Annotated in this window: 8 protein-coding genes; 2 read left to right on the top strand and 6 right to left on the bottom strand. The window is 68.2% G+C overall.

All coding sequences use genetic code 11. From position 1 onward, the window contains the following. Nucleotides 1–22: 22 nt before the first annotated feature. From ACYVN4_RS05435 to ACYVN4_RS05415, 5 genes are all read right to left on the bottom strand, one after another. A complete protein-coding gene (locus ACYVN4_RS05435) occupies nt 23–1540 on the bottom strand; it encodes an aldehyde dehydrogenase family protein (protein ID WP_460718107.1) in 1518 nt (505 codons plus the stop codon). After that, the gene (locus ACYVN4_RS05430) at nt 1534–2670 is read right to left on the bottom strand and encodes an aromatic ring-hydroxylating oxygenase subunit alpha (protein ID WP_460718368.1); all 1137 of its coding nucleotides are present in this window, start codon (nt 2668–2670) and stop codon (nt 1534–1536) included. Before ACYVN4_RS05430 ends, ACYVN4_RS05435 begins: the two co-directional genes overlap by 7 nt. Then, nucleotides 2661–3800: an N-methyl-L-tryptophan oxidase gene (solA, locus tag ACYVN4_RS05425; protein WP_460718106.1), complete on the bottom strand. Its 1140-nt coding sequence runs from the start codon at nt 3798–3800 to the stop codon at nt 2661–2663. Before solA ends, ACYVN4_RS05430 begins: the two co-directional genes overlap by 10 nt. Before the next feature lie 4 nt (nt 3801–3804). Continuing rightward, nucleotides 3805–6225, bottom strand: a complete 2421-nt coding sequence (locus ACYVN4_RS05420) for a GcvT family protein (protein ID WP_460718105.1) — start codon at nt 6223–6225, stop codon at nt 3805–3807. A 224-nt stretch (nt 6226–6449) separates the two neighbouring features. Next, the gene (locus ACYVN4_RS05415) at nt 6450–9593 is read right to left on the bottom strand and encodes a ferritin-like domain-containing protein (RefSeq protein ID WP_460718104.1); all 3144 of its coding nucleotides are present in this window, start codon (nt 9591–9593) and stop codon (nt 6450–6452) included. Nucleotides 9594–9812: 219 nt separating this feature from the next. Between ACYVN4_RS05415 and ACYVN4_RS05410 the strand changes: the two genes are divergently transcribed. After that, nucleotides 9813–10076 (top strand): GlsB/YeaQ/YmgE family stress response membrane protein, encoded by a 264-nt coding sequence (locus ACYVN4_RS05410; RefSeq protein ID WP_379365557.1) that lies wholly within the window; start codon nt 9813–9815, stop codon nt 10074–10076. A 236-nt stretch (nt 10077–10312) separates the two neighbouring features. Here the strand turns inward: ACYVN4_RS05410 and ACYVN4_RS05405 are convergent, their stop codons facing one another. Continuing rightward, nucleotides 10313–11815, bottom strand: coding sequence for a PucR family transcriptional regulator (locus ACYVN4_RS05405; protein WP_460718103.1), 1503 nt, complete (start codon nt 11813–11815; stop codon nt 10313–10315). Nucleotides 11816–11939: 124 nt separating this feature from the next. On the opposite strand from ACYVN4_RS05405, the gene gabT reads away from it, so the two are divergent. Continuing rightward, a complete protein-coding gene (gene gabT / locus ACYVN4_RS05400) occupies nt 11940–13289 on the top strand; it encodes a 4-aminobutyrate--2-oxoglutarate transaminase (protein WP_460718102.1) in 1350 nt (449 codons plus the stop codon). Nucleotide 13290 lies beyond the last annotated feature (1 nt).

The following is a 13290-nucleotide window of genomic DNA, read 5'->3' as shown; positions in this document are numbered from 1 at the left end:
AATTAAACGCGCAGAACCATATTCAGTTATCGGTGAACCAGCCGCCCACCGCGGGCGCGGTGTTGTGCCAGATGTGTTTCGTCTCCTGGTATTCCGCCAGGCCGCTGGGACCGAGCTCGCGCCCGATCCCGGAGCGGCCGAAGCCACCCCATTCGGCTGCCGGGGTGTAGTAGCCGAAGTCGTTGAGCCACACCGTGCCGTGCCGCAGGGAGCGCGTGAAGCGTTCGCCGCGGGCGGGATCGGCGGTGCGGATGCCCGCGGCCAGGCCGTAGGCGGTGTCATTGCCGAGGGCGAGGGCCTGCTCGTCGGTGGTGAAGCGTTCGACGGTCAGGATGGGGCCGAAGGTCTCCTCCTGCACGATGCGCATGCCGCGATCGCAATGGTCGAAAATCGTCGGGAGATAGAAGCTTCCGGCGTGCAGTGCGGGGTCATCCGGCCGCGTGCCACCGGTGACGAGCCGAGCGCCACCCGAGATACCGAGTGCCACATAGGCTTCCACCTTCGCGCGATGCGCCTCGGAGACCAGCGGCCCGGTTTCGCTGGCGGGATCCAGGCCCGGCCCGATCCGTATCCGTTCCGCGCGGGCGGTCAGCGCCGCCACGAATTCGTCGGCGATGGACTCGTGGACGATCAATCGCGTTCCGGCCGAGCACACTTGGCCGGAGTGCAGGAAAACTCCGGTCAGCACAGCATCGACGGCACTGTCGAAGTCGGCGTCCGGGAACACAATGTGCGGGTTCTTCCCGCCGAGTTCCAGCGCGACGCGGGTGATGTGTCGCGCGGCGTTCCCGGCAATGGCGGCACCCGTAGCCGCCCCGCCCGTGAAGGAGATGAGATCCACGTCCGGGGTATCGGTGAGCGCGGAACCGACTGTCGCGCCGCTGCTCTGGATCAGATTCACCACGCCGGGCGGCACCCCGGCCCGGTCGATGAGCCGCACCAGCGCGATGGTGCTCAGCGGGGTGACCTCGCTGGGCTTGGCCACCATGGTGCACCCGGCCGCCAGTGCGGGCGCGATCTTCCACGACATCTGCAGCAGCGGATAGTTCCAGGGCGCGATGAGCGCACAGACACCGACGGGCTCGCGGACGACGCGGCTGATGACGGCCGGGTCGCCGGTGTCGACGAGCCGATCCGCGCCGGTGGCGGCGAGCGCGGCGTAGTAGCGGAACACCGCGATCACGTCGTCGACGTCGATGTAGCTCTCGCGCAGCGTCTTTCCGGTGTCGAGAGTCTCGATGCGGGCCAGGTGCTCACGGTCGGCGGCCAGCAGGTCGGCGATCCGCAGCAGATAGCCGATGCGCTCCGATACGGGCGTCGCGGGCCAGCCGCCGGCGTCGAACGCCGCGCGGGCCGCCGCGACGGCCGCCACCGCGTCCGCACGATCAGCTTCGTCCACGGTGGCGATCACGGTGCCGTCGGCCGGATTCACGATGTCGCGAGTGCCGCCGCCGAGGGCGTTGGTCCATTTACCGTCGATGTACAGGCAAGGCGGACAACACAGTTCGTCGTCGGCCAGCAGGAGCGGTTCCTTCAGCATTGCGGATCCTCGATCCGCCCCCGCGCCCAGGCGTGGAATTCGGCGATGTGGTGTTCGGCCGGCACCAGCACGCCGCCATTGCGGTAGGCCCGCGACGACATGGCGGGCTGGGTGCGTTCGCAGGCCGCGAAGTCTTGTTCGTTCACCCGATGGAACAGTTCCACGGAATGATCGAGTTCGCCGCCGGATTGCAGGACATCGGGTGCGTAGAGCCAATCGCATTCGACCACGGTGCGGTCGTGGGCCAGCGGGTACATGCGGTGGAAGATGACGTGGTCGGGCACCAGGTTGACGAAGACCGTGGGCCGGATGGTGATGGCGAAATACTTGCGGTCCTGTTCGGGTGCGAGGCCGGGTAGCGCTTCGAATCCGGGTCGGCCGTCGACGGTGAAGCCGTCGATGCGCTCGCCGAATTCGGCGCCGTGCCCGACGTAGTACTGCGCCGCATAGCCTTTCGCGAACTCCGGCAGCACCTCCACCAGTTCCGGATGGATGGCCGCGCAGTGGTAGCACTCCATGAAGTTCTCGACGATCAGCTTCCAGTTGGCGGCCACGTCGTAGACCACCCGCTTGCCGAGCGCGAGCCGCTCCATCCCGTAGTGGTCGATGGCGGCGGGATCGCCGAGGCGGCCGGTGACCGCACCGATGACGTCGGTCTCGAAGGACGGCGGCTCGTCGGCCAGGCACACCCAGGCGTAACCGAGCCATTCGCGCAACGCGACGGGGATCAGACCGTAGGCGACCTTGTCGATCGGAGCGCCCGAATCATCTTGCAGTGTCGCCATATTCGGAGCCGCGACGAGTTTTCCATCCAACGCGTAGGACCAGGCGTGGTACGGGCAGCGCAGTGTCCGCCGCACCTGCCCTTCACTCTCGGTGCAGATCAACGCACCCCGGTGACGACACACGTTGAGAAAGGCGCGCAGTTCGCCGTCGTGCCCGCGCACGATGAGCACGCTCTCGCGACCGATCTCGACCCGGCGGAACGCCCCCGGATCGGTGAGGTCGGCGGATCGGGCCGCGCAGAACCACATCCGCTCGAAGATGCGCTCCTGCTCCTTGGCGAAAACCGCGGGGTCGCAGTAGTACTCGCCGCCAAGAGTGGGAATCAGTGCCGAACTCACAGGGATACCAGCCTTTGCGGGGCGAACAGGTCGATGGGGTGGCGGGTCGCGCCAGTCATGGCCAGGTCGGCGAGGATCTCCCCCACCACGGGCACGAATTTGAAGCCGTGGCCGGAGAATCCGCACGCCACGGTGACGGCGGTGTGCGCGGGGTGGCGGGCGACCACGAAATGCTGGTCGGCGGTATTGGAGTACATGCAGGTGGCAGCATGGATGTTCCGGCCGACCAGTGCGGGCAGCAGTTCGCGCACCCGCGTGCGCATTTCGGTGATCTCCTCCGGATGCACCGTGCGATCGATGGTGTCCGGGGTGCACGGGATGCCCTTGCGGAAGAACGCCGTCTTCACCCCGCCTTCGGGACCGTCGATGGCAGGGAACCCGTATATCTGTGCGCCGTTGTCGTTCTCGGCGATGTAGATGGGGTCGCCCTCGAACCTGCGCGCACCGACGACCGGGTCGAACCAGTACATGACCTGGCGTTCGACCTCGATGCCGATGCCGAGGTCGGCGAGCAGGCCGGGCGCCCAGGCCCCGGGGCAGATCACCAGTTGTCCAGCGCTGTACACACCCGAGCCGGTGGTGACGGTGACACCGGATCCGGTGTCACGCCAGGATTCGACCACCTCGCCGTAGCGCAGGGTGGCACCGTGCGCGGCTGCCAGATCGAGGTGTGCGGCCACCGTGCGCTCGGGCCGGGCGAATCCGGCGAGCTCCTCGTAGAGGCCGATGAAGTGCGGTTCGGGTGCGAAATTGGGGAAGCGGGCACGGATTTCGCTGGAGTCCAGCAGATCGTGCGGCAGCGACCATTCACGGCTGGCACGAATACTTCCGGCCACGGTCAAGCTCTCGGGCGGCCCGACATAGAGGCCGCCGGTGAGCCGGTACACCTCCGCATCCGAGTCGCGGGCCAACTGTTCCCACAGTTCGTAAGCCCGCAACAGCAGCGGCACGTACGCGGGATCCTCGAAATACGACTGTCGGATAATGCGCGATCCACCGTGGCTGGACCCGCGATCGTGCGCGGGGGTGAAGCGTTCCAGGCCCAGTACACGCTGCCCACGCCGCGCCAGGTGATAGGCGGCGGCACTGCCCATGCCGCCCAGGCCGATGACGATGACGTCGTAGGTTTCGGTCATGCGGTTACCTCCGAATCCGCGCGAGCTCGGGGTCGACCACCGGATCGGTGTGCACCCGTGCGGTGAATCTCTCGGTCAGATAGTCGATTTCGACCTCGTCGCCGGGCGCGATCGCTGCCGGGAGCCAGGCGTAGGCGAGGGTGCGGCCCACGGTGGCCGAGTAACCGGCGCTGGTGATGTATCCGGCGACGGTGCCGCCGACGGAGACGGGTTCCTTGCCCAGCACGACCGCACTCGGGTCATCAAGGACCAGGGTGCGCAACAAGCGGTCCGGTGGCGGCGCGGCTTCCAGTGCCTTCTTGCCGAGGAAGTCGGACTTGCTCATGCGGACCGCGAAGCCGAGTCCGGCGGCATCGGGGGTGTGTTCGGTGGTCATGTCGGCGCCCCAGGAGCGGTAGCCCTTTTCCAGGCGCAGGCTGTTGAACGCAAGCCGCCCGGCGGCGATGGCCCGATGCTCGCGACCGGCCTCCCAGAGCAGATCCCACAGTGCCGCACCGCATTCGGCGGTGGTGTAGATCTCCCAGCCCAGTTCACCGACGTAGGAGACGCGCAGCATGGTGACCGGGATGGAACCCAGGAAGGTCCGTTTGGCCCTGAAGTATCCGAAACCCTTGTGCGACAGGTCATCGAGACACAGCGGCTGCACCAGATCCCTGGCCTTCGGCCCCCAGACGCCGACACAGCAGGTGCCGCCGGTGATGTCGCGCAGCGTGACGCTGCCGTCGCCGGGCAGGTGGCGCGCGAACCAGTCGAAGTCGAGCGGGCCGTTGGCTCCCACCTGGAAGACGTTCTCGTCCAGGCGAGCGACGGTCAGGTCGCTGCGCACTCCCCCGTTCGCGTCCAGCAACAGCGTGTAGGTGACCGCGCCGGGCTTCTTGCCGACGTCGTTGGTCGTCAATTCCTGCAGAAGCGCAGTCGCGCCCGGCCCGGAGATCTCGTAGCGGGTCAGCGGCGTCATGTCGTAGAGGGCGACATGCGTTCGCGTCCACACCGCTTCGGCGATCGAGATGGGTGAGTAGAAGCGGGCCGACCATTCGTCTCGGACCGGAACCGCCACCCCGTCGGCGGCCACCTCGTCCAGCAGCGCGGCATTGGCCTCGAACCAGGCGGGACGCTCCCACAGCGCACCCTCGAAGAAGAAGGCACCCAACTCCCGCTGCCGGGCATGGAACGGACTGGTCCGTACATCCCTTGGTGCGCTGCGGTATTGGTGCGGATGCAGGATGTCGTACACCTCGACGAACGCCTGCACGCTGGTGCTCCGGATGAATTCCGGGCTCAGCGCCGCCGCCTCGAACCGGTACAGGTCGGCCTCGTGCAGATCGATATCGGTGCTGCCGTCCACGATCCAACGCGCGACCGCCCGTGCCACGCCCGCCGAATGCGTCACCCAAACCGCCTCCGCGACCCAGAATCCCGCCAAATCGCGATGCTCGCCGAGAATCGGGAACCCGTCTGGGGTGAAGGAGAAGATGCCGTCGAACGCCTCATCCACGGCGGTTTCCCGCAGCGCGGGGAGCAACTCGACGCTGTGCGTCCAGGCCGGATGGAACTCTTCCGGGGTGAACGGCAACATGGAGGGCATCGCCTGGCCCCCGGTATCACGCAACAACGTGTCCATGTCGACCGGTCGCGGCGTGTGCCCGTAGTAGCCGATGCCGATCCGGTCGCCATAGGTGCGGTAGTACAGGTCCGCGTCCTGATGGCGCAGGATCGGCAGCAGCGCCTGCGGATCGAGCGCGGGCACGGATCCGGTCTTGGCGAACTGGTGTGCCATGGGTACCAGCGGCACGGTGAGCCCGACCCGCTTACCCAGTTCCGCGCCCCAGAATCCGGCTGCGCTCACCACGATGTCGGCCGGTATCTCCTGACCGTCGCGGGTGCGCACCCCGGTGACCCGGCCGTGCGCCGAGAGCACCTCGGTCACTTCGCAATAGCCGATGAAGCGGGCCCCGCGATCGGCGGCCGCGTCGGCCTGCCGTTCCGCGGCGCGCACGGCGTTCGCCAAACCATCTGTGGGCGTGTGGAATCCGCCGAGAACTCGGTCAGGGTCGAGCAGCGGGTGTAGCGCGGCGCATTCACCCGCGTCGATCAGCCGCGACTCGATGCCCCAGGCCCGCGCCCAGCCGTGGCGTCGGTGCAGTTCGGTCCAGCGCTCCGGGGTGGTGGCCACCTCCAGCCCGCCGAGGCTGTCGAAAGCGTCCAGCGCACCGAACTTCTCGACGGTGTAGCGGGCCAGTTCCGCCATGGTCTTGGACGCATTGGTCTGGAACACCAGACCCGGTGCGTGCGAAGTAGATCCGCCGGTCCGGAACAGCGGACCCCGGTCCAGGACGGTGACCTCGGTCCAGCCGAGCCGGGTGATCTCTTCCGCCAGGGCGGTGCCCACGATTCCCGCACCGATGATGACGACTCGCGGCTGCATGACCGAGCCTCCAGAGTGTTGCGTATTGCGCACCATGTGCCGTAATACGCAACTATGCTCCGCCCGGTGCGCACGGCTGTCAACCGGAATGGAATTATTCGTATTCCGTTTGTTTCCCTGGCATTTCGCCATGTGACCGGGAGTTTTCGGTTACCATTCCGACCGCTCACAACAAGAGGCCCGGCAGCGAATCCGTCGCTGCCGGGCCTCTCGCCGATCGGCCGTCAGGGCCGCATGCCGGACTCCGTCCAGCGCCGGAAAACCTCCACCCGCTCGGCAGGCCACGCACCGTCGCAGGGCATGGTGCCCGCGGCCAGCCGGTCGAGAATCGCACCGGCGTTCTTGGTGACATCGTCGAGTGACCACAGGTCGAACACGAAGCTCATCGACCGCTGATCCTTCTCCCGGAACAGGGGTTTGATGTGCGCGGCGAAACCCACCGCATCGTCCGGACCGGGCAGTACCGGTTCGGACGCTGCGGCGGCTGGCCGCGCGGTCGCGACGGGCGGCCCGAGCGGACCCCAATCCCATTCCGGCGCTTCCCCTTCGGCGGTCGCGGCCCATTCCACGAAAGCGGCGAAGGCGGAACGGAATTCGGCCTCCTGCGGCAGACCGCTCTCGCGAACCGCCCGCAGATACAGCTGCGCCCAGCGCTCCCGCTGCTCCTCGGTGAGGGCGGGCCGAGACGGTGCTTCCGCCGTGGCGTCGGGTGCGCCGAACGCCGCAGCCATCCAATCGGACTCGCGCCGTGCACGATCCGCGTCGGCATCGCCGAAGGCGGCCGCCAGCATCGGATCGTCGGGAATCAGCTTCTCGTAGAGCAGCGCGGTCACCTGCCGCAGCGCCGGATATCCGCCCGCCCATTCGAACAGCGTCGGCTCCTGACCCGGTGCGAGGACCGGGTCCTGGAAGCCGACGTACCAATGCATTCCACTACAGAACGGCTTGTTTCGCGACTGCCCGCATCGGCACAGCGCGTAGTGCTCGGTGGACGCACCCTGGGCGCGTTCGATACCGCCACCGTCGGGTCCGGTCAACGCGACCGAGCCACGAACGCGGTACGGCCCGTCCTTGGTCACCTCGATCTCCGGGGCGCGAGTACCGCCCCAGTCGGCGAGCTCGCGCGCCTCGATGCCATCGAAGGCCATGCCGAGCGCACCGGAGGGGCAGGCGCGGACGGCGCGCACGATCTCGTCCATTCGGCCGCCGTTGGGTGCGACGAAAGGCTCTGCGGCGGTTCGGAATACGGTGGACAGCCGGTCGGTGCAGAGTCCGGAATGCTGGCAGATGCCGCGATTGTCGAACACCGTGAGCTGTTCGCCTTCGTGGGTGTCACGTCGATCATCCACCCGCGCGGGGTCTTTCGCGTCATTGAAGCCGATGCGGGCGTGACTGCCGTCGCAGAGCGGTTTGAGCGCCGAGGCGCCGCAACGGCACAGCGCGACCGTCGGTCCGACCGCCACGGGCAGGCCGAGATGATCGATCACGGCGGCATTGGTGGCCAGGTAGGGGCCGTTCTTGACGATACTCACGGCCGGGAGCAGGCCCGCCTGCAACTGCGCGAATTCGGCTCGCAGCCGGGGCCGTTCACCGGGCAGCTGTACCGCGCAGGCGAGATCCTGCAGCGCGGCGGTGGCTTCCACAAGTTCGGCCGAGTCGATGCCGCCGCGCAGCCGCGTGGCCACCAGCGCCAGTTCCCGCAATTGCACGGGGACATCCGAATCAGGCTCGGTCACCGCCTGTTTCACCAATTGCCCGGCCTCGGATCCGGCCGATGTGCCGAGCCCGTGCCGCACCAGCGCTTCCGACAGCGGCCGCAGCACGCTGTCGGCCAGGCGGGGCAGGACGCTCGCCGGGGCGGGCCGCCGCGTCAGCGTGTACACCGCGTCGAACAGGTCGGCCAGTTCCCCGCCACCCGCGATTCCGCCCACCCGACCGGCGAATTCGTCGGCGCGCTGCCTGGCCGCGGCCTGCACGGCGGGATCGATGCCCAGGATCTCGGGTCGCGCGTGTGCGTTCCAACTCGGGAAGTGCGCGGCCAGGGTGGCTTGGATGTCACCGAACGCCTTGCTCACCGGGGCCAATTGCACCCCCACCGCGGGCAGATCGGCCCGGATGGCGTCACTCAGGGCCACCGCCTCTCCGAGCCGTTCGGTCAGCAACGTCCAGGCGGCCTCCCGGTGCGGCATCAAATAGTCGGTCTCGTAGAACAATTCGAAGCTCGGGCCCACCGTCTTACCTGGATGATCCGGCCCGGCCGGGAGGGTGGTGATGAGCTCACCCAGCGGGCGGATGACCCCGAACATGAGCGAGACCGTGGCATCGGCCAGCGTCTGCAGCTGCGCGTCGGATTCCTCGGTGTGCGCGAAGAAGCGTTCGAAGATCTGCAGCAGGATCTCGTAGCCGACATTGAACAGGTCGGTGACGCGCGCGGTATCCGGATCACTGATCAGCGGGACCGGGAAATCTCGTTCGGGCGCACGGACATTGGCGGCCAGCACCGGCCGCACCGGGTCGAAGTCCGGGTTGTCGCGCAGGCACTGCTCGTACTCGTCGAGGATCTTGACGAACTGCCCGAAGTGAGCGTCACGCCAGTCGCCGCGGGCGCCCTCACCCTGTTCGAGAATGGTGTCGATGGCCCGCTTCGCCGACGCCACATCGGTCACGGCCACCAATTCCGGCCACTGGAAATGCTTCCGAGTCGCCTGGGCGCGACGCGGCCCCACGAACAGCCAGCGCTCACCGTATTTGTCGGCCAGATGCTGGATACCGTTCTCGATGGACCGGTACAGGTGCCCGACGGTCGCGAAATCTTGGAGCCGGGGCACGATTTCGCCCTGCTGCATGTGCGCCGCGGCGCGACCCATGCTCTCGATGCCGTCGGCATCGTCGAGGTCCATGCCCTCGGGACGTTCCAGGAACATGAAGTGCCGCAACGACTGTTCACCGAACGGCAGCAGCGCCAGCTGCACACCCGCCGGATAGTGGGCGGCGGGCAGGGGCAGATTGGGCCGGGCCATGTGCGGTGCAGCCCCGATGGCCGAGAGCAGGTTGTGCACCAGCGACAGGTGCAGCATCTCCTGGGTTGCCACGTGCGACACCAGTTTCCGCCAGCGCGTGACCTTGTCGACCTCGTCGGCACTCAGCCCCTCCGCCGTGGAGGTCTTGAGCGAGAAGGCCGCGAACAGGTACTGGCACATGATGCCGTGTTCGAGTTCGGCGGCCTGGCAGAGCATGTAGATGAGGGCCTCGCGGTGTTCGATGACGAACGGCGCTTCCGGCGCCGCGAGTCCGCCGCGGGCGGCGAGGGTCCGGGCCAATGCGCCCCGACCGGTGAGAGGAGGGATTTCGGGCGCATTTTCACTCATGCGCGTATGCCTTTCGCAATCAGCACGAAGTCGTCCGGCTTCCATCATCGCCCCGGAATCCGGGCGTCGCCGAATGTTTCGCTGCCCGAGAACGGGTCAATCTCCCTACCGGTACCGGGGAATCAGACCGGGCACGCTGATGTATTGCGACACGCTCATCCGCGGGCTCAGCCCTGCTACCTTCGAGAATGCGGTAACCGCAAAGGCAAGGAGCATGCCATGGGCATCATTACGATGATCATCATCGGACTGATCGCGGGCGCGATCGCCCGCCTCGTGGTCCCCGGCAAGGAGAATTTCGGCATCATCTGGACCGCCGTCCTCGGCATCGTCGGCGGCTACGTCGGCGGCACGCTGGGCAGTCTGGTCTTCTCCCCGCACCACTTCGACGTTCATCCCCCGGTCAAACACGCCTTCATCGGCGCCATCATCGGCGCGATCGTGCTACTGGCCCTCTACAAGTGGATCCGCGCCCGGGTCTGATCCGCCGACTCCCACTACCTCACCACCACAACGGGGCGGGGCCGCTGACCTGCGGCTCCGCCCCTTTGGTGTGAGGGCGTTCTTGCGCGCGATGAGGGTCCGCACAATCCCGCCGCCACGACGCCGGTCCCACGGCGCCCTCAGCCGTAGGTGGTCTACGGCCCGAGTTCTACGTATCTACTAAGTAGATACGTAGAACATAGCGGACCGCCGGGTCATCACACAAGCGGTCGCGCTCAGGGCCGCGCCGTGTCCTCCCCCACGTCGGCGAGCAGCGCCAGCAGGAGTTCGGCTCGGACCCGGGCGTTGTCGAGGTCGCGGTTCAGCAGGGCGGCGGCGGTGGTGATGCGTTTGCGCAGGGTATGGCGGTGGATGCCGAGGGTGGCAGCGGCGGATTCCCATTGGCCGTTGGCCTCGAGGAAGGCACGCAGGGAGGGCAGGAGGGCGGGATCGTAGGCGGCGAGGGGCGCGAGGGCGGTGCGGGCAAGAGTGTGGAGGACTTCGCGGGCGGGGGCAAAGGACAGCAGGGGCAGGGTGGTGAACTCGATTGGGGGGCCGCCCCTTTCGGCGGTGGCGGCTGCCTGGCGGGCGGCGCCGGCGGCGGTGGCGAGGTCGGCGACGGGATGGGGGCCGCTGAGGCCGGAGCGGGTGTGTTTGCGTGCGCTGCCGAAGATTTCGACGGTGGTGGTGCCGATCGGGGAATCGGCAGGGAGGACGAGCAGCAGCCGGGTCGAATCACGGTGCAGGAACAGGGGGTGACCGGCGGCGAGCACCGTGGCGGCGAGGGATGCGTTCGCCGCGTCGGCGGTCTCTACTGAATCACATTCGGCAACAAGAACTTTGATCAGTCCGGTCGAGTCGGCCGCCGGTTCCAGCAGGGCGCGGGCAGGGGCGGGATCCAGCGGTGCGCCCAGCAGCAGAGCCAGCGCCTGACCGTTGATCCGGTGCTCCGCGCGGTGGAGCCGGTCCGGCTTCTCGAAATCCAGGGCCAGCAGGGAGTTGGCGTGGCCCAACAGGATCTGGTCGATGTGGCCGAGCGGAGTGTCGCCGAGCACCACGAGATCGCCATCGTGGCGACGGCCCACCCCGATGCGCTGGTGGGTCAGGGACGCGCCGGAGTGGTCGGTCCTGACACCAGCCTCGGCCGCACCGACCTCGGCGCGAATCCTGGCCAGCAGCGCGGAGTCCGGTTCGCTCGGATGACAGTCGATCACCTGCCCGGCGGGATCGAGTACCAGCACGGTCGCGCCAAGCGAGCTCGCCAGTTCCCGCACCACGCCCCGACGGCCGGAGCGAATCAGCGCCCGCGTCATGCGCGGCTGGGCGCGGCCGGCGCGCACCACGGCGTCGTACTGCAGTTCGGCGATGCGGGCCGAGACCTGTTTGACGATGGCTGCGAAGGCGGTGTCGAGGGGGACCTCGAACAGCGGGATGCCGATCTCGTCGGCGGCGACGATCAGTTCCGGCGGCACCGCGTCGTGGGTCAGGCCGATGCCGAAGCCGATGCCCGCGACCCCGCAGCGGTCCAGCCCGCGCACGTATTCGGCGCGACCGGGCCCGTCGGGCGGCAGCCGCATGCCGGTGGTGAGGACCAGTTCGCCCCCGGACAGCCAGCGGAACGGGCTGCCCAGTTCGGTGGTGACAACGAGGTCGATCTCGCGGCGGATCCCAGCGGCACCGCCGCGCAGCCGGACCCCGAGCTCGGGCTGGGCTAATACCCAGCCAATGGATACGGGCATCGGCCGAAGTGTACAGAGTGTCGATTCCGGCCCGGCATTTTGTCCAATCAGGCACGGGTGATCCCGACATTCGTGGCGCAGACTGGTGACCGGTGCCACCGACCCTCGACCGGGAGATTCCGCCATGACCTCGATCGACCATCGCCTGCCACAGCTGCGCAACCTCGTCACCGAGCTGCCGGGCCCCCGCTCCCAGGCCCTGACCGCGCGGCGCAAGGCGGCGGTGGCGGCCGGGGTGGGTTCGGCGGTGCCGGTGTACGCCGCGGACGCCGACGGCGGGGTCATCGTGGATGTGGACGGCAATTCACTCATCGATCTGGGCTCCGGGATCGCGGTCACCTCGGTCGGCGCGTCGGATCCGACGGTGGCCGAGGCGGTCGCCGAGCAGGCCGCGCGCTTCACCCACACCTGCTTCATGGTCACGCCCTACGAGGGCTATATCCGGGTGGCCGAGGAACTGGCCGGGCTCACCCCCGGGGACTTCGACAAGCGGACCGTGCTGTTCAACTCGGGCGCGGAGGCGGTGGAGAACGCGGTGAAGGTGGCGCGGCTGGCCACCGGCCGCAGCGCGGTGGCGGCCTTCGATCACGCCTATCACGGCCGCACCAATCTGACCATGGCGCTGACCGCGAAAGCCATGCCGTACAAGGCGAACTTCGGCCCGTTCGCGCCGGACATCTACCGGCTGCCCATGTCCTACCCCTACCGTGACGGCCTGACCGGGGAACAGGCTGCCCAGCGGGCGATTTCGCAGCTCGAGGTGCAGATCGGGGCGGACTCGCTGGCCGCGATCATCATCGAGCCGATCCAGGGCGAGGGCGGATTCATCGTGCCCGCACCGGGATTCCTCGCCACCCTCGCGGAATGGGCTCGCGCGCACGGGGTGGTGTTCATCGCCGACGAGGTGCAGACCGGATTCGCCCGCACCGGAGCCTGGTTCGCGTGCGAACACGAGGGCATCGTGCCCGACCTGGTCACCATGGCCAAGGGCATCGCGGGCGGCATGCCGCTCTCGGCCGTCACCGGGCGGGCCGAGCTGCTCGACCGGGTGCACGCGGGCGGGCTGGGCGGCACCTACGGCGGCAATCCGGTGGCCTGCGCGGCAGCGCTGGGCAGCCTCGAGGTGATGCGGGCGCTCGACCTTCCGGCGCGGGCGCGGGCGATCGAGGCGGCCGTGCTCCCGCGATTGCGGGAGCTGGCCGACGCCACCGGCGTCATCGGCGATATCCGCGGGCGGGGAGCCATGCTGGCCCTCGAATTCGTCCGACCGGACGGCACTCCCGATCCCGCACTCACCAAAGCCATTGCCGCCGAGGCACTCTCGCGCGGCGTGGTGCTGCTGACCTGCGGCACCTACGGAAATGTCATCCGGCTGCTGCCGCCGTTGGTGATCGGCGACGAGCTGCTCGCCGAGGGCATCGGCGTGCTGGCCGAGGTGGTGCGGGATGAGGCCGCACGCGCGGCGACCCGCTGAA

Source organism: Nocardia heshunensis, from assembly GCF_054782115.1.
Note: the sequence above shows the minus strand (reverse complement) of the source record. Positions and strands in the feature narration are given on the sequence as shown.

What these genes read in the sequence shown, in the direction of transcription:
- ACYVN4_RS05420 (WP_460718105.1), bottom strand. Translation starts at nt 6,225, where the DNA reads ATGCAGCCGCGAGTCGTCATCATCGGTGCGGGAATCGTGGGCACCGCC.
- ACYVN4_RS05415 (WP_460718104.1), bottom strand. Translation starts at nt 9,593, where the DNA reads ATGAGTGAAAATGCGCCCGAAATCCCTCCTCTCACCGGTCGGGGCGCA.
- ACYVN4_RS05410 (WP_379365557.1), top strand. Translation starts at nt 9,813, where the DNA reads ATGGGCATCATTACGATGATCATCATCGGACTGATCGCGGGCGCGATC.
- gabT (WP_460718102.1), top strand. Translation starts at nt 11,940, where the DNA reads ATGACCTCGATCGACCATCGCCTGCCACAGCTGCGCAACCTCGTCACC.
- ACYVN4_RS05435 (WP_460718107.1), bottom strand. Translation starts at nt 1,540, where the DNA reads ATGCTGAAGGAACCGCTCCTGCTGGCCGACGACGAACTGTGTTGTCCG.
- solA (WP_460718106.1), bottom strand. Translation starts at nt 3,800, where the DNA reads ATGACCGAAACCTACGACGTCATCGTCATCGGCCTGGGCGGCATGGGC.
- ACYVN4_RS05405 (WP_460718103.1), bottom strand. Translation starts at nt 11,815, where the DNA reads ATGCCCGTATCCATTGGCTGGGTATTAGCCCAGCCCGAGCTCGGGGTC.